This is a genomic window from Bacillus pretiosus (assembly GCF_051294775.1).
Lineage (GTDB): Bacteria > Bacillota > Bacilli > Bacillales > Bacillaceae_G > Bacillus_A > Bacillus_A wiedmannii.
In genome coordinates this window covers 619,566-638,362 of the sequence record NZ_JBPPHF010000002.1, presented here as the reverse complement: position 1 = coordinate 638,362, position 18,797 = coordinate 619,566, and the positions used below count along the sequence as shown (strand labels likewise).

General features: G+C 36.7%; 28 protein-coding genes and 1 pseudogene. 13 read left to right on the top strand and 16 right to left on the bottom strand.

What is annotated here, in order from left to right:
• Window positions 1-9: 9 nt before the first annotated feature.
• From spoIIIAE to ACSG5Z_RS11550, 6 genes are read right to left on the bottom strand one after another with little or no spacing between them, the layout of a single operon-like run.
• Window positions 10-1,182 carry a stage III sporulation protein AE gene (spoIIIAE, locus tag ACSG5Z_RS11575; protein ID WP_000943696.1) on the bottom strand — a complete coding sequence of 391 codons (1,173 nt, stop codon included), beginning with the start codon at window positions 1,180-1,182 and terminating at the stop codon, window positions 10-12.
• A gap of 10 nt (window positions 1,183-1,192) precedes the next feature.
• Window positions 1,193-1,576, bottom strand: a complete 384-nt coding sequence (gene spoIIIAD, locus ACSG5Z_RS11570) for a stage III sporulation protein AD (protein WP_079998460.1) — start codon at window positions 1,574-1,576, stop codon at window positions 1,193-1,195.
• 23 nt (window positions 1,577-1,599) lie between these two features.
• A complete protein-coding gene (spoIIIAC, locus tag ACSG5Z_RS11565) occupies window positions 1,600-1,803 on the bottom strand; it encodes a stage III sporulation protein AC (RefSeq protein WP_000020914.1) in 204 nt (67 codons plus the stop codon).
• Between the two features lie 14 nt (window positions 1,804-1,817).
• Window positions 1,818-2,333, bottom strand: coding sequence for a stage III sporulation protein SpoIIIAB (gene spoIIIAB, locus ACSG5Z_RS11560; RefSeq protein WP_000238693.1), 516 nt, complete (start codon window positions 2,331-2,333; stop codon window positions 1,818-1,820).
• A complete protein-coding gene (gene spoIIIAA, locus ACSG5Z_RS11555; protein WP_088064391.1) occupies window positions 2,327-3,253 on the bottom strand; it encodes a stage III sporulation protein AA in 927 nt (308 codons plus the stop codon). Before spoIIIAA ends, spoIIIAB begins: the two co-directional genes overlap by 7 nt.
• Window positions 3,254-3,280: 27 nt before the next feature.
• Window positions 3,281-3,562, bottom strand: a complete 282-nt coding sequence (locus ACSG5Z_RS11550) for a YqhV family protein (RefSeq protein WP_000816054.1) — start codon at window positions 3,560-3,562, stop codon at window positions 3,281-3,283.
• A 180-nt stretch (window positions 3,563-3,742) separates the two neighbouring features.
• Here ACSG5Z_RS11550 and ACSG5Z_RS11545 point away from each other — a divergent pair, with 180 nt between their 5' ends.
• Window positions 3,743-4,321 (top strand): GNAT family N-acetyltransferase, encoded by a 579-nt coding sequence (locus ACSG5Z_RS11545; protein ID WP_435711474.1) that lies wholly within the window; start codon window positions 3,743-3,745, stop codon window positions 4,319-4,321.
• Window positions 4,302-4,622, top strand: a complete 321-nt coding sequence (locus ACSG5Z_RS11540; RefSeq protein WP_435711473.1) for a hypothetical protein — start codon at window positions 4,302-4,304, stop codon at window positions 4,620-4,622. The genes ACSG5Z_RS11545 and ACSG5Z_RS11540 overlap by 20 nt, the downstream gene beginning before the upstream one ends.
• A 36-nt stretch (window positions 4,623-4,658) precedes the next feature.
• On the opposite strand, the gene efp is transcribed toward ACSG5Z_RS11540, so the two are convergent.
• From efp to ACSG5Z_RS11520, 4 genes are read right to left on the bottom strand one after another with little or no spacing between them, the layout of a single operon-like run.
• Complete coding sequence (gene efp / locus ACSG5Z_RS11535) at window positions 4,659-5,216, bottom strand: elongation factor P (protein ID WP_000626521.1); 558 nt, start codon at window positions 5,214-5,216, stop codon at window positions 4,659-4,661.
• A gap of 21 nt (window positions 5,217-5,237) precedes the next feature.
• Entirely contained in the window at window positions 5,238-6,299 is a 1,062-nt protein-coding gene (pepQ, locus tag ACSG5Z_RS11530; protein WP_048562330.1) for a Xaa-Pro dipeptidase, read from the bottom strand.
• A gap of 4 nt (window positions 6,300-6,303) precedes the next feature.
• Window positions 6,304-6,744: a type II 3-dehydroquinate dehydratase gene (gene aroQ, locus ACSG5Z_RS11525; protein WP_000757087.1), complete on the bottom strand. Its 441-nt coding sequence runs from the start codon at window positions 6,742-6,744 to the stop codon at window positions 6,304-6,306.
• A 52-nt stretch (window positions 6,745-6,796) separates the two neighbouring features.
• Window positions 6,797-7,285, bottom strand: a complete 489-nt coding sequence (locus tag ACSG5Z_RS11520) for a YqhR family membrane protein (protein ID WP_000076890.1) — start codon at window positions 7,283-7,285, stop codon at window positions 6,797-6,799.
• Window positions 7,286-7,529: 244 nt separating this feature from the next.
• On the opposite strand from ACSG5Z_RS11520, the gene ACSG5Z_RS11515 reads away from it, so the two are divergent.
• Window positions 7,530-8,450, top strand: a complete 921-nt coding sequence (locus ACSG5Z_RS11515) for a DUF1385 domain-containing protein (protein WP_000807116.1) — start codon at window positions 7,530-7,532, stop codon at window positions 8,448-8,450.
• Window positions 8,451-8,528: 78 nt separating this feature from the next.
• A pseudogene (locus tag ACSG5Z_RS11510) lies at window positions 8,529-8,929 on the top strand (SA1362 family protein).
• Here ACSG5Z_RS11510 and ACSG5Z_RS11505 read toward each other — a convergent pair.
• The 3 genes from ACSG5Z_RS11505 to splB form a co-directional block, all read right to left on the bottom strand.
• Window positions 8,926-9,588: an HAD family hydrolase gene (locus ACSG5Z_RS11505; RefSeq protein ID WP_048546402.1), complete on the bottom strand. Its 663-nt coding sequence runs from the start codon at window positions 9,586-9,588 to the stop codon at window positions 8,926-8,928. The pseudogene ACSG5Z_RS11510 and the gene ACSG5Z_RS11505 sit on opposite strands and share 4 nt — an antisense overlap.
• A 54-nt stretch (window positions 9,589-9,642) precedes the next feature.
• Window positions 9,643-10,071, bottom strand: coding sequence for a transcriptional regulator MntR (gene mntR, locus ACSG5Z_RS11500; RefSeq protein WP_001143070.1), 429 nt, complete (start codon window positions 10,069-10,071; stop codon window positions 9,643-9,645).
• A gap of 144 nt (window positions 10,072-10,215) precedes the next feature.
• Entirely contained in the window at window positions 10,216-11,241 is a 1,026-nt protein-coding gene (gene splB, locus ACSG5Z_RS11495; RefSeq protein WP_137010964.1) for a spore photoproduct lyase, read from the bottom strand.
• 156 nt (window positions 11,242-11,397) lie between these two features.
• On the opposite strand from splB, the gene ACSG5Z_RS11490 reads away from it, so the two are divergent.
• The 3 genes from ACSG5Z_RS11490 (at window position 11,398) to ACSG5Z_RS11480 (ending at window position 13,432) form a co-directional block, all read left to right on the top strand.
• Window positions 11,398-11,715 (top strand): PadR family transcriptional regulator, encoded by a 318-nt coding sequence (locus tag ACSG5Z_RS11490; protein WP_000556083.1) that lies wholly within the window; start codon window positions 11,398-11,400, stop codon window positions 11,713-11,715.
• Between the two features lie 5 nt (window positions 11,716-11,720).
• Window positions 11,721-12,392 (top strand): DUF1129 domain-containing protein, encoded by a 672-nt coding sequence (locus ACSG5Z_RS11485; RefSeq protein ID WP_435711472.1) that lies wholly within the window; start codon window positions 11,721-11,723, stop codon window positions 12,390-12,392.
• 200 nt (window positions 12,393-12,592) lie between these two features.
• Window positions 12,593-13,432 (top strand): hypothetical protein, encoded by an 840-nt coding sequence (locus ACSG5Z_RS11480; protein ID WP_000111931.1) that lies wholly within the window; start codon window positions 12,593-12,595, stop codon window positions 13,430-13,432.
• Between the two features lie 28 nt (window positions 13,433-13,460).
• On the opposite strand, the gene lipM is transcribed toward ACSG5Z_RS11480, so the two are convergent.
• Window positions 13,461-14,297: an octanoyltransferase LipM gene (lipM, locus tag ACSG5Z_RS11475; protein WP_000514071.1), complete on the bottom strand. Its 837-nt coding sequence runs from the start codon at window positions 14,295-14,297 to the stop codon at window positions 13,461-13,463.
• A gap of 170 nt (window positions 14,298-14,467) precedes the next feature.
• Between lipM and ACSG5Z_RS11470 the strand changes: the two genes are divergently transcribed.
• Complete coding sequence (locus tag ACSG5Z_RS11470) at window positions 14,468-14,851, top strand: rhodanese-like domain-containing protein (protein ID WP_000108656.1); 384 nt, start codon at window positions 14,468-14,470, stop codon at window positions 14,849-14,851.
• Between the two features lie 39 nt (window positions 14,852-14,890).
• Here ACSG5Z_RS11470 and ACSG5Z_RS11465 read toward each other — a convergent pair whose 3' ends face one another.
• Window positions 14,891-15,427, bottom strand: a complete 537-nt coding sequence (locus tag ACSG5Z_RS11465) for a DNA polymerase III subunit delta (protein ID WP_147786733.1) — start codon at window positions 15,425-15,427, stop codon at window positions 14,891-14,893.
• Between the two features lie 382 nt (window positions 15,428-15,809).
• On the opposite strand from ACSG5Z_RS11465, the gene ACSG5Z_RS11460 reads away from it, so the two are divergent.
• From ACSG5Z_RS11460 to ACSG5Z_RS11440, 5 genes are all read left to right on the top strand, one after another.
• Complete coding sequence (locus ACSG5Z_RS11460) at window positions 15,810-16,787, top strand: LacI family DNA-binding transcriptional regulator (protein ID WP_435711471.1); 978 nt, start codon at window positions 15,810-15,812, stop codon at window positions 16,785-16,787.
• Window positions 16,788-16,885: 98 nt separating this feature from the next.
• Window positions 16,886-17,467, top strand: coding sequence for a TetR/AcrR family transcriptional regulator (locus tag ACSG5Z_RS11455; protein WP_002107720.1), 582 nt, complete (start codon window positions 16,886-16,888; stop codon window positions 17,465-17,467).
• Window positions 17,468-17,538: 71 nt separating this feature from the next.
• Window positions 17,539-17,871: a DMT family transporter gene (locus tag ACSG5Z_RS11450; RefSeq protein ID WP_000312344.1), complete on the top strand. Its 333-nt coding sequence runs from the start codon at window positions 17,539-17,541 to the stop codon at window positions 17,869-17,871.
• Window position 17,872: 1 nt separating this feature from the next.
• Complete coding sequence (locus tag ACSG5Z_RS11445) at window positions 17,873-18,187, top strand: DMT family transporter (RefSeq protein WP_000312623.1); 315 nt, start codon at window positions 17,873-17,875, stop codon at window positions 18,185-18,187.
• A gap of 15 nt (window positions 18,188-18,202) precedes the next feature.
• A complete protein-coding gene (locus tag ACSG5Z_RS11440; protein ID WP_087985176.1) occupies window positions 18,203-18,460 on the top strand; it encodes a DUF3975 family protein in 258 nt (85 codons plus the stop codon).
• Between the two features lie 16 nt (window positions 18,461-18,476).
• On the opposite strand, the gene ACSG5Z_RS11435 is transcribed toward ACSG5Z_RS11440, so the two are convergent.
• Window positions 18,477-18,662 carry a hypothetical protein gene (locus ACSG5Z_RS11435; RefSeq protein WP_048531110.1) on the bottom strand — a complete coding sequence of 62 codons (186 nt, stop codon included), beginning with the start codon at window positions 18,660-18,662 and terminating at the stop codon, window positions 18,477-18,479.
• Between the last annotated feature and the right edge of the window lie 135 nt (window positions 18,663-18,797).

Here is an 18,797-nt window from a genome sequence, read left to right as displayed (position 1 = left end):
CTTCACCTCCTACCGCATCATAAGTGTAATGTTCCCCGCAGCAATAATAATTGTGATACTTAAAAAGAACATAAATGATACGATAGCTAAGCAAGCAAATACATAAATGATGCTTCGCCCGATAATATCTAAACATTGAATAATTGCTCCGCTGCCAACTGGCTGTAATACTGCTGCTGCGAATTTATAAATAAACGCGATACAAAAAATTTGAATCGCTGGAAAAGCAACAATTAAGCATAGAATGACGAGCCCGATAATTCCGACTGTGTTTTTTAATAATCCCGATGCACTAATAACAGTATCCGCCGCCTCTGTAAACATTCTTCCTACTACGGGAATAAAGTTCCCTGTTACAAATTTAGCAGTTTTCACAGCTATTCCATCAGCAACAGCTGTCGCTGTTCCTTGTACAGATAATACCCCTAAAAAAATCGTTAAAAAAATACCGATAATCCCAACGCTAACATTTTGCAGAAGCTTGGACAATTTCGTAACTTTATATTGATCACTCATCGTACTTACAATACTTAATATCGTTGCAAGTAATAAAAGTGGTAGAACGATATAATTCATCAAAAGCCCGCTCGTGTTCATTAAAAAGATGATAATCGGATGAAAAAACGATACAGATACAACACCACCTCCAGTTGCTATGAGTGCAAGCAAGATTGGCAATAGCGCTAATATGAAATCTACCATTGTTTGTATCGTTTCTCTTGCATATGTCATGACGACATAAAAACTATTTAAAGCGAAAATAATAAGTACCATATATACAACTGCATCCGCAATTTTACTTACACTACTCTTTGAAAATGCAGATTGCAGTGATTGCAACAATGCACTAAAAATTGTAAGCATAATGAGCGTTCCCAGCAGCTTCCCATTTGCAACAAGCTCGTGAAATAAATACTTTAATAAACCTAGCATCCACTCTTTTATAGAAATTTCTTTTTCTCCCTTTACAAACTCCATAAAACTACCTTTTTGACTCTCTGGTAAATAACCTCCATATTTTGTAACAAGCCCGTCCCAAAATTGCTTCACATCTTCAATTCCGAGCTTATCCAATTGTTGATCAACGACGTTTGTTTCTACAGGAGAAGCTTGTACAACAACCGGTAAAGAAAAGAAAAGGAAGCAAGCAAATAGCAGCTTAGCTCCAAACCCCCTCAACATTCACTCCCCCTTATCCCGTCGGTAAAAATCCGAGAATAGTTTCAATGACAACCGTCAAAATAGGAATCGCCATTACTAAAATCAAGATTTTTCCAGCTAATTCAATTTTCGAAGCGATTGCCCCCTGCCCTGCATCTTTTGTAATTTGTGCTCCAAACTCAGCAATATAAGCAATTCCAATAATTTTTAGCAACGTTTCTACATATACGTTGCTAACCTTTGCTTCACTCGCTACTCTCTCAATCATTTGTAAAATAGAGTGAATTTGATCAATTAAAAGAAGAAACATCACGCTACCTACGAACACAATAAATAACGACGTAATGCTAGATTTATGCTGATTCAATACAGCTGCTAAAAACGTAGCAACGAGGCCTAATCCGACAATTTGTATAATTTCGATTCGAACCGCCTCCTTTACTGGAAGAGAAAGACACTCTTAATCTTGTCGAATAGCGTATTAATTAAAAATGCCACATGAAATAAAATAACGACAAAACCGACAAGGATAACCCAATTTGCAATATCCTCTCGCTTTAATTCTTTTAGTACGGTATGAATAAAAGCTAAAACAATGCCGATTCCGGCGATTTGAAATATTAATCCAACATCAATGGACATCGCCTTTCTCCCTCCTATAGCAGTAAAATTACGATAAGTAGACCCGCTAGTACCCCTAAGCTCTTGATCATTTTTTCGTATTGCAGTTGTAATGCTTTCGCTTCCTCTTCTTCTCTCTCTAAATGTGTAATACATAAGCGAATATGTTTTTGTTGTGATTCTCGATCATGTTGTCCGAGCGTTTCGCCAAATTGCTGCAAAATTTCGTACTCAGTTTGTTGAAATGCTGTTAGCTTCCAATTTTCTTTCAAACTATCTATCCAAGCTTCTCTTACAGTTTGTTCTCCGCCTTCTAGCCTTCTAGCAAAACTTTGAAATATCCAATTTAACGGCTTAGGCATTTGTTTCACTAATCGCTCGGCAGCTTCAGACAAAGGTGTGTGCCCATACATAATTTCTGCCTCTAATGATTGAAGTGCCGCTTTTAATAATCTAAGTTGCCTTGGTCTCTCACTGTATCTTTTAGCGTATGAAAATCCGAAAAAGGTGCTGACCGCAACGATTAACACTGCACCAAATATTTTTACCATACGCCCTCAGCCTTTCTATGAGGTAATACCGATTTTCCATATTTATCTTTTACTTGCATAACTGTTCCTGGCCCTCTTGCTTTTGATAGCTCCACAAACCTATCAAATATACCGAGCTCCAGCACCGCTTTTAGTGATGGACGTTTCACAACATCATCATAAGAAAATCCATGTGCGCTTATAAAAAGCTGAACCCCAGCATGCACCGCCTCCATAATTGCTTCACTATCTTCTTTACGTCCAATTTCATCTACAATCAAAACATCTGGACTCATAGAACGAATCATCATCATCATTCCTTCAGCTTTTGGACATGCGTCTAACACATCTACTCGTGTGCCGAAGTCATATTGCGGAATACCTTTCACGCAGCCTGCAATTTCTGACCGCTCATCAACAATCCCCACTTTACAAGAAGGAATTTTCGAAGCACTTACACCTTGACTCATGCAACGTGCTACATCTCTTAAAAGTGTTGTTTTCCCCGTTTGCGGTGGGCCAATTACCATCGTGTTTAACCATCGTGATTCATACAAATACGGCAAAAGTGGTTCAGCAATTCCTATTTTTTGACGAGCGATACGAATATTAAAGGAAGAGACATCTCGAATCATTTTCACTGCGCTTTTTTCTGTAATGACTTTTCCAGCTAAGCCGATTCTATGTCCTCCTCGAAGTGTCACATACCCACGTTTTAATTCCTCTTCCATCGTATAAATTGAGAATTGACTTAACTTATTCAATAAGTAAATGGCATCCTCTGCTGTAACGATATAGTCATAAAAAAACACTTCGCCATGAGCAATACACTCTAGCGGTCTTCCAATTCGAACACGAATTTCCTCTAGAGCATCGTATTGCTTACAACTTTCCACTAGCTGCTTCATCGTTTTCGGTAAAACTTCTAATACTTCTTTCATCAGCTTCTCCCCACTATACTCGACTTACTATTTCAACAACGCGATAAAAATGCAGCCAATTCCAAGCGCTAGAAAAAAGAGTTTCAAGAAAGAAATCTCACTTGCCACACTCGCTATGCCTATTGTCATTGTTAAAATTAATACGGTCGGTCCAACAAACGCCAACATACCATTTATAAACAATGCTTTCTTCGCATCATTCACATAAAGCATAAGCAAAGCGGCGAATATTTCCGCGCTACCTGAAAACAACCGAAGTAACCCCATTACAAGCACGGATGTTTCCATTGCCGCTAGCCACTGTTTCATTCTCCCACCTTCTCCCATAACGGTTACTATTGCTACATTCCAAAAAAGAATATATTTGTACAACCATATGCAGGGGTTGTCTATTTCAGAATTAAAAACATAACTTTTCTCTAACACTTTTATTAAATCTGAATATTCCTATTATTTTATGGTATATTTAATTTAAAAGGGGTATAGACGATGCAACACGTTACTTTAGTACCACTCGATTTACGCTATGCAAATGTGATTTTCAAGCTATCAAGTGATCCACACATAAAAAATGCATTAGGAATAAAAGTAGAAAAGATCGAAGACACGAAAGCATTTCTTCTTTTCGCAATAGAAGAAGAGCGCCAAAAGAGGTCTTTATCGAGAATGATTGTAAATGAAGAAAACGAAATAATTGGTCTCAGCACACTTAAACATATTAATTATGAGAAGAAACAATCTCACATTGGTAGTTGGCTCGGCTATCCATACTGGGGAAAAGGGTATAATGAGGCTGCTAAAAAAGAAATCTTTAAAATTGCTTTTTTGGACTTACAACTTTCCTACGTATTTGCTGGAGCTAAAACGAATAATGTCCGCTCGTTAAAAGCACAAGAAAAACTGCCTTATATTTCATTGCATGTGGAAGATAGATTCCCTGGTGAACATTCTGCCTTAGAGAATGAAGTAAAATCTTCTTGTGTACTACATGTCGTGTCACGTGAAAAATTTCTAAATTGGCTAGACCTACAAAAGGAGAAGGAAAAATATGAAGGTAGTAAAAATTAGTTTAACAGTCGTAGTAGAATTAGCTCTTATTTATCTTTTTTCAAAATTGGTCGGTTGGTCATTTATGGAGACCTTTTTCCTTGGTAGTTTAGCGATATTTGCAATTATGGGGTTAATTATTATGAATACTCATAGAAACAACATTACGGATCACGCAATAAGTAAAACACTGACTGGCGTTGAGACTGGCGAAATAAAACCATTTCAAATTGTTTTCACTCCATATATGGCGGGTACTCTTTCACTTGTTTTAGTTAGTTTTATTATCACTGCTATTTACTATCTACCCTATTTCCTATAAAAAAAAGCACTCGTGATGATCACGAGTGCTTTTCTACTATGCACGAGAAACGTATTTACCTTCACCAGTGTTGATGATAAGCATTTCGCCTTCGTTAATGAAGATTGGTACTTGTACAACAAGACCAGTTTCTAATGTAGCTGGTTTTGTTACGTTAGAAGCTGTATCACCTTTAATACCAGGCTCTGTTTCTGACACTTTTAATTCAACTGTGTTCGGAAGTTCAACACCAAGTACTTCATCTTGGTATGTCATAATAGATACTTCCATGTTTTCTTTTAGGAATTTAAGTTCGCGCTCGATTTGGTTTTCACCAAGTTCGATTTGCTCGTAAGTTCCGTTATCCATAAATACGTGAGACTCACCGCTCGCGTATAAGTATTGCATACGACGGTTTTCGATGTGTGCTTTTTCTACTTTTTCACCTGCACGGAATGTTTTCTCTTGAACAGATCCTGTGCGAAGGTTACGTAGTTTAGAGCGAACGAATGCAGCACCTTTACCTGGCTTTACGTGTTGGAAATCCATTACTTGCCAAAGGGCATTGTCCACTGAAATTGTTAAACCTGTACGAAAATCGTTTACTGAAATCATGTAAAAAAATCCTCCTGTATATTACAAAATAATAAGTTCTTTTGGTGATTTCGTAATTACTTCATTACCTTCACTTGTTACAATGATATCATCTTCAATACGTACACCGCCAATACCTGGAATATAAATACCTGGTTCTACTGTTACAGCCATTCCTGGTTCAAGTACTGTATCAGAACGGAACGCTAAACCTGGTGCTTCATGGATTTCAAGACCAATTCCATGACCAGTAGAGTGTCCAAAGTATTCACCATATCCTTTTTCCGTTATGTAATCGCGCGTTAACGCATCCGCTTCACGGCCTGTTAAACCAGCTTTAATACCGTTCACACCACGTAATTGTGCTTCTAAAACGATATTATAAATTTCTTTCAATTTATCAGATGGTTCACCAACTGCAATCGTACGAGTAATATCAGAACAATATCCTTTGTAATAAGCGCCGAAGTCTAATGTAACGAAATCTCCTGTTTCTATCACTTTTTCAGATGCCACGCCGTGCGGTAATGCCGAACGAAGACCTGAAGCAACGATAATATCAAACGAAGAAGATGTTGCTCCTTGTTTTCTCATGAAAAATTCAAGTTCATTTGACACTTCAATTTCAGATACTCCCGGGCGAATGAATGATAGAATATGTTCAAAGGCAGCATCTGCAATCTGTGCAGCTTCCTTTAATATCTTAATCTCTGAATCAGTCTTTATCAAGCGTAACTTTTCTACAAGCCCAGAAGTTGGGATAAATTCAGCATCGATTACTTCTTTATGCGCTGAATAAGAACTATATGTAAGAGTATCTTGCTCAAAGCCAAGCTTTTGAATTCCCAGTTCCTTCACTTGCTTTGCAACTTCATCAATGATTAATCCTGCATGCTGTACAATCTCGTATCCAACCGCTTGTTTACTAGCCTGCTCTACATAACGGAAATCTGTAATAAATTGAGCACGATTTTTCGAAATCAGTACAACACCAGCTGTTCCTGTGAAATTAGCCATATATCTACGACTATGTTCATTTGTTAACAAAATACCGTCAATACCAGCCTCATCAAATGCACTTCTTACTCTTTCGATTTTCTCCATTACTTTATGCCTCCCTCAATTTCTCCATTAATGCAAATAACGCTAACTTATAGCCATAAAAACCAAATCCAACAATTTGTCCCGCACAAACAGCTGCCGTCACAGATTCGTGACGGAACGACTCACGCTGGTGAATGTTAGAAATATGTACTTCAATAACAGGAATCGAAATGCTCGCAATTGCATCTCGAATCGCATAGCTATAATGCGTAAATGCTCCAGGATTTAAAATGATCCCTTCATATATATCTTCCGCCTCATGAATACGATCGATAATCGCACCTTCATGATTCGATTGGAAACATTCTAACTCCACTCCCATTGTTTCTGCTTCTTGCTTCATATCTGCTTCAAGTGTCGCTAGCGTGCCCTTTCCATATACATTTACCTCCCTGACACCGAGGCGATTTAGGTTAGGACCGTTTACGAGGAGTACCTTTTTCATATGTTTAAAACTCCTTAATATTAAATATCTATACAACATTTTAACATAGGAGTCACTTATTTGAATAGTTTGTCTTCTCTTCCCCTTCTCGCTCAGCTTTATTGGTATTTACTGCGTAGGAAACAGAGTATGCTATAAACACACCATACAATATAAAAATACATATCGTCGTCACAATTGTTTCTTTCGGTAAATGGAGTGCACTTTTAATGGCAGGCGCTATTAATCCCATTCCGAAAAATAGTAACGCCCACCAAAATAGCCCATAAATCATCCCTGGAATAATTCCTTCAAACTTTGCCAAAAACGCTTTATACAAAAAGGCAATTAAAATCGAAAGTAGTCCCATACAAACAATTCCTGACACATTGCCCCATACCCCTTCTTTCCAGCTTCCAAAGGCAAATGGTAAAAGTAAATAGTTCGGTCCTGCTTCCGTAAATGAAAATATATGAAGGAAATACCATATCCCCCCCCAAAAGATTCCACCAAATAAACCAATTTGTACAAAATTCCTTGTTCCTAATTGTTCTTGACTCACATCGACACCTCCGCTCAATAGTATGTCCGAAACTATTTTGAACCATGTTTAAATACTGCGAAATTTGTCTATAAAAAGAATAAGAAATGTCCGACTCTCGTAACATTTTTCCTTGTCATATACTTGTATTTGTCGATAAAATAAAGGAAACTCGGTGATTGTCTTATTTCAAAATGACAGAACCCAGTATGACAATTGCCTCTTTTTCTACATAAGAGAGAAACAAATACAGGTTGGTGTTAACATGGCAGAAGAGTCAAAACAAATATATGGCGGGCAAGCAGTCATAGAAGGAGTTATGTTTGGCGGTAGAGAATATACTGTTACAGCGGTTCGTCGTAAAGACAAATCGATTGAATTTTATCGATTACCACGCGTTCGTAATAAAGCATTATCTATCCTGAAAAAAATTCCATTTTTACGAGGGATTGCCGCTATTGTGGATGCAAGTGCGAATGGAGCAAAACATTTAAACTTTGCTTCAGAACGATTTGATGTCCACCCAGAAGAAGACGAACAAATTGCAAATAACAAAGAAGAACAATCGAAATTAACGATGGTATTAGGAGTTGCAGCAGTTGGCGTTTTATCTTTCATATTCGGTAAAGTCATTTTCACAGCAGTTCCTGCACTACTAGCTGAATTAACGAGACCGATTTTCCCTTCTCATACAGGGCAAATCATTGTCGAAAGTGTCATTAAGCTCATGCTATTATTGAGCTATATATACTTTATTTCTTTAACCCCACTTATTAAGCGGGTATTTCAGTACCATGGTGCGGAGCATAAAGTAATTAATGCCTATGAGAATAATCTTCCAATGACTGTAGAAAATGTTCAAAAACAAACTCGCCTTCATTATCGCTGTGGCAGTAGCTTTATTATATTTACAGTCATTATTGGAATGTTTGTTTATTTCCTTGTCCCTACAGATCCACTTTGGGCCAGAGTCGTAAACCGAATTTTATTAATTCCAGTCGTTCTCGGCATTTCTTTTGAAGTGTTACAATTTACAAATCGATTACGCGATATTCCAGTATTACGCATACTTGGATATCCCGGATTATGGCTGCAACTATTAACAACGAAAGAACCAACAGATGATCAAGTGGAAGTAGCCATTGCATCGTTTGAAGAATTATTACGTTTAGAAAACAAACAATAATTATTTAAAATTGGTGTTCAACTCCTTTCCTCATCGTTAATATACTAATTTAATATATGTTTTTAGGAGGTGTCCCTTATGAACGGTCGTTCGTTTACATTCGCTATAGTTATGCTTATTATCGGATTAGCAATATTCGGCCTTGTCTCATCTGTCATTACAAATCCAATGGGTGTATTAAGAAATATTGGGTACATGTTACTTGTTGTCGGTATCTTTTATTTGCTATACAAGATGTTTACAAATTCTAGTGGTTCTGCAAATTCGCAAAGCTCTTATAAGCGTGCAGCGAAACAATCGAACCGCAAACATGGGAAACAAAATGTAGCACCCCTAAGCAATTCTTTCTTGAAATCAAACGCTTCTAATGACAAAGGTAAGAAAGGCGCTCCTTCCACTTTGAAGCGAAAAAGAAAACAATCTCATTTAACTGTCATTGAAGGTAAAAAAACAAAAAGAAAGACCGTGCTTCCTTTTAGGAAATACGGTCTTTTTTTATATTTTGTAGTACTTCTTTCAAACTTTTATCTTTCATACTTTCAATTCGAAGATGATGATTTTCAAATGGTAAATTCCGTGTCACATCATTAGGTACAACAACGCACTTTAATCCTGCTGCAATCGCTGCTTTTAATCCGTTTAACGAGTCTTCAAATACAACAGCTTCAGACGGATCAATCCCTAAATCTTCTATCGCAATTCGATAAAGTGCTGGATCCGGTTTTACCTTCTCAACATCTTCCCTTGTTTTAATGACTTCAAAATAATCTCGAATTTGTAGCTCTTCCAAAAAAGAAGTAACCCATTCTCTAGATGAACTGGAAGCTAATGCGATTTTCAACCCCATTTCTTTCGCTTCCTCTAAATATTCTTTTACCCCGTCACGAGCTTCTGGTATTTTCATTTTCTCTTTATGTAAAGTTTTCACTTTTTCTTTTAATGCATCCTTGTTAAACTTCTCTTTTAATTGCTCATTTAAATATGCATATAGTACATCATCTGTCGTTCCAATACATTTTGCAAATTCCTCTAAAGGTAACTCCCCACCGTACTCACGAACGGCGTCTCTGAAAGAGTGAAACCATATTGTTTCTGTGTCCACAATTAATCCATCAAAATCAAAAATAATTGCTTTCATAATTTCCCCATCCTTTTCGGTTGAAATAAAAAAGGAAACGACATACGTTCCCCCTTAATTACTTTTCTCTTCATTTGCTTTTTGAACGCCACGAAGTGTTTCCACTCGAATCTCATCTTGTTCAAAATATTGCACTAGATCACCAATGCGGTCAATTGCTTCCCAACTTAAATGATGTTCAATTCCTTCTACATCATTGTAAATTTTACTTTCATCCAAACCGATAATACGCATAAATTGCTCTAGCAAGTCATGACGGTATACGAGACGCTCTCCGATTTTTTTACCTTTTGATGTTAATACAAGCCCTCTATATTTTTCATAAATTAGATATTCATCTTTGTCTAATTTTTGCACCATTTTTGTTACAGAGGATGGATGTACACTCAGCGCTTCAGCAATATCAGATACGCGGGCATAACCCTTTTCATCAATCAACAAATAAATTTGTTCAATATAATCTTCCATACTAGGGGTAGGCATCGGTTTCCTCCATCCAATTTCATTTTGCTCATTCCGTACGAAGCAATCAATAAAATGATACACCAGAAAGAATAACGTGACAAGTTGAAAACAAGCCTAAATATTTAAAAGAAAAAAGAACTTGCATTCCAATACAAGTTCCTTTCATGTAAAATATTGAATTTCTGCGTTAGGAAAAAAGTGATGAATATATTCTCTAATCGTTTCTTCCAATACTTCTGCATCATCTTTTTTATATACGTATTTCCCGATGCCATATCGTCCCCATTTATATTTGCGCTTCTCTTCATCCATTTCAAGCTTCGTATTCGGATAACGCTCTTGAATGACCTTTTTTGCTGGTTTTGTAAAGCGATGTTGAATTAATTCAAATGTTAAATTCGGTATCGACAAATCTTTTAGCGCATTGTACAGTCGCTCAAATAGTTCACGGTATCCTTCTTCCCATCCTTCATGCATATAAAGTGGCGCAACTATAAACCCAAGTGGATAACCCGCACCTGCTACTTTACGAGCTGCTTCAATTCGTTCTTCAAAAGGTGATGTCCCCGGCTCAAAATTTTTGATTACATACCGTGAATTAATACTAAATCGAAAACGAGTTTTCCCATTATGTTTTGCATCTAATAAATGATCAACGTGCGAATATTTCGTAACGAAACGTAAACGCCCATGCTCACTTTCTCCAATGAATTCAATCGCCCGCTTTAATGCATGTGTTAAATGATCAATTCCAACAATATCTGATGTACAAGCCGCTTCAAACCTTGTTATTTCTGGTGCTCTTTCATCCATATACTGCTTCGCCTTCTCAAATATTTCATCAAGATTGACATACACGCGAACGTAGGGCTTACTCCCAAGTGTTGTTTGCAAATAGCAATAATGACAATGTCCCATACACCCCGTTGCGAGCGGGATTGCATATTCAGCTGACGGTTTTGACGTATCAAACTTTAATGTTTTCCTCACCCCAACGACAAGTGTTGCCTTTGCATTACGATACTTTTGCAAGTCATTTTCACCTGGCAAATTTCTAATTTGATTATGGGACGTCGTTTCACGAATTTCTAATCCCATCTTCGTAAACTTCTCATACAGCTCTTTTCCAAGCGGATATTCGAGTGCCTTCGGTTCAAAGTAAACGAGTTTTGGCATAAATGGTTTCATATACTTCCCTCCTCTCGTTAGTATGGGAAACGATGAAAAATTAACACTCATTAAAGTTTTCCACTTCAGTAACTTGCGTTGCAAGTTACTGAATGTTATAATTTGGATAACAGCTACCTTGCAACGCAAGTTACCTGAGTAAAAGGTGGTGAAATCATGCACAGCCAAATGTTAAAAGGTGTGCTCGAAGGTTGCATCCTATACATCATTTCACAAGAAGAAGTGTACGGATATGAACTGAGTACAAAATTAAATAAACACGGATTTACATTCGTAAGCGAAGGAAGCATATATCCGTTATTGTTACGTATGCAAAAAGAAAAATTGATTGAAGGAACATTAAAAGCCTCCTCACTCGGTCCAAAACGTAAATATTATCACGTAACCGATAAAGGATTAGAACAGCTTGAAGAATTTAAACAAAGCTGGGGAATGGTTTCAACAACGGTGAACAATTTATTACAGGGAGAGTGATGAGGATGAATGCGCAAGACATGATTAAATTGAACAACAAAAAACGCGAACTTCTAACACCTGAAAATGAAGTTGTTTATAGCGATATGTTAGTTTATCTTCGTTTATCTAACGTGCCAGAACAACAAGTAGAAGAACTATTACTAGAAATATTAGACCATCTCATCGAAGCACAAACAGAAAATAAAAATGCTTATGACATTTTTGGTGATGACTTACAATCTTATTGTGATGAACTCATATCGGCTTTGCCGGTTCAAACAATGTTAGAAAAAACTTCTTTAATCGGCTTTGTTATTAGCTTACTTCTCGCTATACAGTTTGGAATGGACACCATTGCTTCTCTTTTCATTTTCTTTTTTGAAAAGAACACCGAAATAATAAGTCCATCTTTTAGTATCCTTGGAACTACTTTGTCGGTTTCAATAATTATACTAGGTATACTATTCATTTTATATTTATTAAAGCGGTACTCCTTTGATCAGAAAATGAATTGGAAAAGAAGAATTCTATTTGGATTCGCATTTGCTATCCCATTTTGTTCCGCTATATTCTTAAATATTTATTTTAAAAAACAACCTTATCTCATTTATCATCTAACCTTTTGGCAAAACGCCTTAATCGCTATCTTATTTTTTGTTTTATATAAATTACTATATAAAAAATCAAATTTTTAACAGCCTTTCAAAAGGCTGTTTTTCTTCTGTCTAATTTTACAAATTGAAAAATTTCATAAAGAAAATAAGAAAAATGCAAAATAATTAAAGTTAATTGTTGACGTGATGCTTTTATTATCGGTATCATAAATCTTCGTGAGCAATTATTTTTCGTTATACGATTTTTTTATTATTACTGAATTTTTGAGAGGAGAAATTAAATGTCAGTTAAGAAGAAAACGCAAGTACGCACCGGCAAAATGGTACGTGAACTAATGTTAGCAGACGAAGATGTAAATGCTTCGCTAATTATGGTATATAGTGAAAACGGTGTAAACGCAGAAATTAAAATCGAGGGCTTAACGCCGAAATGTAACGAAGAATTATTTTTGAGCGGAAACGTGGATTGGAACAAGAGTGTTATTTATAAAATTGTTGATTTCACTGGGAACGCTGAAGTTGGTAAAGTTACATTAACAGCGATGAACAAAAATAATGTTTCTCTAGAAGTTGAACGCGTTATGTGGAGCAAAGAAAATAAAGAAGCTGCTGAGCAAGAAGAAACTGTTGTAGAAGCTACTCCGAAAAAAGAAGTAGTTGTAGAAGCTCCAAAAGCAGTTACACCTGCTCCAAAACCTGTTACGCGAGTAGAAACACCTGCAGCATCTAAACCTACTCCGGTACCGACACCGAAGCCAGTAAGTGTAGAAGCAGCTGTGGAATTATCTACTCCAGCACCTGTGAAAAAAGCAGCACCAACTCCAGTTACAAAGCAAGAGACAGCACCGGTCGCTCCTGCAAAACCGAAGCAACCTGCTTTGACTGAAACAAATACAAAACTACAAGAAAATTATGTGAAACTTGTGAAAAAGACAATTGAAGTTTGTCAAGATTACGAGCTTGGCATCGACATAGATGATTCTATTGAAAGCTTAAAAAAAGAACTACAAAGCCAAGGTATTAGCGTTACATTTGACAAAGAAATTATGGACGTTGTAAATCGCCTTCGTTCTTTACAAGATAAAGGAATCAAAGTAGAAAAAGTACTTAATTTACTATAAAATAATAAGAGGTGGCAATTGCCACCTCTTATTTTTTATAATTCCATTCCTTACTCTCATACTTCTCTTTTGCTAATGTTTGCACTTCATGTAACTGTTCTTCTGTTAATTCATACGGAACAAGCTCTACATCTAATCCTTTTTCAAACCCAACCTCAAACGCTTTAATTAGCTGTTCAATTGTAAACGTACGGTCTGTTAATTCATTAATTGCTACCGCTTTAGAAGAGAACATACTCTTCATACGCTCTTTTACACGTTCATTCGGAAATAAAAACAGATCGTATAATTCATCTAAATCTATTTCTAACGGAATCGATCCGTGCTGTAAAATCACACCTTTTTGACGTGTTTGAGCACTACCTGCGATTTTTCTTCCTTCTACTACAATTTCATACCAAGATGGTGCATCAAAGCATACTCCTGAACGTGGATTTTTTAAATTTTCACGGTCTGCTTCTGTTTTTGGAACTGCATAATATGCTTCTAATCCTAATGCCTTAAAACCGTCTAATAAACCTTGCGAAATAATACGATACGCTTCTGTAACTGTTTTTGGCATATTTGGATGATCTTCAGACACAATAACACTGTACGTTAATTCTTTATCATGTAGTACACCCCTGCCGCCTGTTTGACGACGAACGAATCCATATTTCTTTTCGTTAACTACATCCATATTAATATCTTTTTCAACACGCTGGAAATACCCAACTGTTAATGTTGGTACTTCCCATTCATAAAAACGAATGGTTGGTGGCATTTTCTTTTCACTTTGCCAATTTAATAAACATTCATCTAACGCCATATTAAATGCCGGTGAACATTGACCAGAGTTAATATAACACCATTTTTCTTTTCCCATCCTACACCTCATATAACCAATTATTTTTCACATTCTCTAGTCTACCAAATTCGACAAAATTTGTGAAAGAATACGAAATTTCTTCTTATATGCAAATGAATCTGTTGCATAAATACATACGGGCATTATAATATTGAAAGTAGGATAAGAAAAAAGGGAGCGATAGAACCGTGTCAACAACTTGGATTATTTTATTAGCCGTAATCGTAGCGTTCATCGGCTACACTGTATGGATGTATTTCTATCAGAGAAAATTAATTAAAACACTTTCAGAAGAAGAGTTTCGCGCTGGCTACCGTAAAGCACAGCTTATCGATATTCGCGAAGCAGACGAATATACTGCAGGACATATTTTAGGCGCACGTAACATTCCGTTATCACAAATTCGCCTTCGTCATAAAGAACTTCGCAAAGATCAACCAGTTTACTTATACTGCCAAAGCGGATTCCGTACTGGTCGTGCAGCTCAATACTTAAAAAAACAAGGCTACAAAGATTTCTACCAATTACAAGGTGGATTCAAAACGTGGACTGGAAAAATTAAAAAGAAATAATAACATACAAAAACTAGCTGAATCATTCAGCTAGTTTTTTCATTCCATATTATTTGCAATGTATAATAAATTTTGCTTAATCACATCTTTATCATTCTCTTGTGCATTACGATACAGCAGCTGATATTCAAGTCCTTTCTCTTTCCAAATAAGCGTAGCGAATTCATCTCCTCGCCCAGAGTCATCTTTATTTTTAAAATAAGCGAATGCTCCACTATTCAATTTCATTTGTTCTTGAAATCGCTTCTCTTCCACGAGATCCGGAAAACTATAAGGAAAGTTCGCAACATTTAACTCAATATACTCATTTCTACCTGGCTCCCGCTGTTTATATTTAATCATTAAAACAGTGTTCTTTTTCCCAATCGTTCTGACTTCCCCCTTCACATCACTCGTAATGTCATACGGTAAAAACTCCGGAACTTTAAATTTCACCGGAAAATATTTCGGAAGCTCCTTTAGCGGAATAGGATCCGTAACACGATCCATCACTCCCCCTGTTGTTCCCACAAAGTTTTTTTCTTCTTGCATCGTTTGCTGAAACGAACATGAACTTAGCACTAGACTAGAAAACACGAAACAAATGATTCTTTTTTTCAATTTGTTTCCGCCCTTTCTTCATACCGCTCTCTTTATGAATAAAGCGTTAATGCCCGATTGGTGGGGCTAATAACCCGCGGGAGATGCCCGACTGATTAAAGTTTCACTTTGTATGCTATTCATATTCGCTTCATTAACAAACTCCCCCTTTGAAAACTTTCCACGTTATTCTCACACATTTTGACAAAACTTCTTTTATAGACGCAAAAAAGCCCCCTATCATTCTTACGCCCAAATAAAAAGGTTACGCGAATAAAAAGAAGCCTTATTTATAACATAGTTTGTGAAAAGCTTTTCAGGTCAAGATTTTTTCATTCTTGTTATTTTCCCTTTATAATAAGGGAAAGAGGTGATACATATGGCCAATATAAAACAAATTGCAAAAACTGCTGGTGTATCCATATCAACTGTTTCCCGCGTCCTTAATAATCACCCTTACGTAAAAGAAGAAAAACGTAAGCGTGTTCTAGATGCTGTTGAAGAATTGAACTATGCAAAAAATATAAATGCTATTCATTTAATAAAGGGAAAAACATATACAATCGGGGTTATGCTCCCTTTCATTAATCTTCCATACTTCAGTACAATTATTGAAGGAATCGGAAACGAAGCGTTAACAGCTGGATATCACATTAATTTATGTCAAACAAATTACGATAGCCTCGAAGAGATTCGTGTTCTTGAAATGATGAAAATGAAACAATTCGACGGAATGATTATTTGCTCTCGAACGAGTTCTTGGGAACAAATTGAACCTTTCGCAAAATTTGCCCCTATTATTTCATGTGAAAAGATAAAGCATCCCCTCATTTCATCCGTCTACGTAGATCACTATGATGGCTTCCGTCTCGGCACTGCCTATTTACTCAGTAAAGGCCATGAAAAAATCGGAATCTGTTTAGCAAGAAAAACGAGTGCAAATTCTATGGAGCGCGAAAAAGCATTTGCTGATACGCTGCATAACGAAGGTAAAACGGTACATCCAGATTGGATTTTTCATCAATGCTATACGATGCAGGATGGTGCAAAAATACTTCATCGCATTTTAAACATGAAAAATCGCCCAACCGCTATTTTTACAGCGAACGATCAAGTTGCAGCTGGTTTATTAACAGAGGCGCGAAAACATGGCATTCGAGTCCCTGAAGAACTTGCTATCCTTGGATTTGATAATCATGAAATTTCAAAGGCGTTAGAAATTTCCACAATTGAACACCCCGGTCTCGCAATGGGCTCACATGCTTTTTCTTTATTCCATAAACAAATCCAAAGCGAGCAAATTGCCGGGAAGGCAGAAGAGCTTTCATTCCATTTAATTGAGCGAGATACTGTCTAAAAAAAGAGCGTTACCTGTAGCGCTCTTTTTCAGCTCTTCACCTATTGACTTTATATTTTCCATCTCATATAATGAACCTAACGAACGGTAGGTAGGGGATGAAAATGACAGCAAACCGCATTAAAGCTGTAGCACTTTCTCATTTCGCACGCTACGGCTACGAAGGAACTTCATTGGCAAATATTGCTCAAGAAGTTGGGATTAAAAAACCATCGATTTACGCACACTTTAAAGGAAAAGAAGAGCTATATTTTATATGTTTAGAATCTGCTCTTCAAAAAGATTTACAGAGCTTCACAGACGATATCGAAAAATTTTCAAATTCGTCTACTGAAGAATTGCTCTTACAGTTACTAAAGGGCTACGCAAAACGATTTGGTGAAAGTGAAGAATCAATGTTTTGGTTACGAACTTCTTATTTTCCGCCTGATGCATTCCGCGTACAAATTATCGAAAAAGCGAATGCACACATTGAAAACGTCGGAAAACTTTTATTCCCTATATTTAAACAGGCAAACGAGCAAAGTGAACTGCATAACATTGAAGTAAAAGACGCTCTAGAAGCTTTTCTATGCTTACTGGACGGACTTATGGTGGAACTACTATTCGCAGGTTTAAATCGCTTTGAGACTCGTTTAAACGCCTCTTGGCAAGTATTTTGGCGAGGTCTTTCAAACTGACGGATTGCTCCTTTGCAATGCGTCGTTTTTAAGCCCTTTACCTAACGACTGGTAGGAAGGAGAAATGACATATGGCATGGATTTATGTAATCATAGCTGGTATTATTGAAATCTTTTGGGTTATTGGACTTAAAAAAGCGGAGGCACCACTTGAATGGGCTGGTGTTGCGTTATTAATTACAATTAGTTTCGTCTTATTATTTAGAGCTTATAAAGATTTACCTGTCGGCACTGTATACGCAGTCTTTACAGGAATTGGAGCTGGTGGGATCGTTCTTACAGAGATTTTCGTCTTCGGAGAACCTTTCTCTATTGTAAAAGTTTTATTAATCGGTTTAATCTTCTTCGGAGTAATTGGGCTAAAACGAGTAACAGAAGAAAAAGAAGCGAAGGAGGCCGCATAAAATGGCTTGGGTATTTTTAATTCTAGCTGGTATTTGTGAAATTATTGGTGTACTCTTTATGAAAGTAGCCACTGAAAAGAAAGGCTGGGCACCAAAAGTTATTTTAATCGCTAACTTCGGCGTAAGTTTCTTCTTCTTATCCCTTGCGATGAACACGTTACCGATGGGAACTGCTTACGCGATTTGGACTGGAATCGGAACTGCGGGAAGTGCACTTCTAGGTATTCTTATTTTCCGCGAATCAGCGGATTGGCGTCGTCTTGCCTTCTTAAGTTGCATTCTATGCGGCGCTGTTGGCTTAAAACTATTAAGCTAACGTGAGGTGAATGTCATGTGGAAAGAAAAAGGAAAACAAATGTTAGCATGGATTACACTCGGGAGTGTCATTCTATTGCAAATCAGTTTTCATATAATAGAATGGTTGTTTCATAAAATAGTATCCATTCTTACCTTCCTTCCTAGCATGGCACTTGAAATTGCATCTATTGCTTGGTCAGTTATTGCCTCCATTGCAATCGTCATTATATGGAGTATCGCCAAACTATGGAATAAATTATTTAAAAAGGACAGTACTTCTGAAAAAGAGTAACTGTCCTTTTTTATATTCATTCAGACTTTCTGTAGAAGTTTGATGTGATAAGACAAAGAAGACCAACTATGACAATACTTATACCAATCCCTTTATGCAAGTTAGGAAATGGTGATGGGATATCCGAGTAAAAATTTGCTAAAATGAGACCGATTGAAAATAAAAATATCCCTATTCTATATAACCATTTTCTTTTGTTCATCATTCTCCCCCTAACATTTTTCATACACTCCTTTCTTTTGGACATACTACCTAAAAAAGGAGTGGATAATATGCAAAATTCTATACATAAGCAGATCCTATTTTTATTTTTCCTCTTTCTCATTCTCGTTATCGT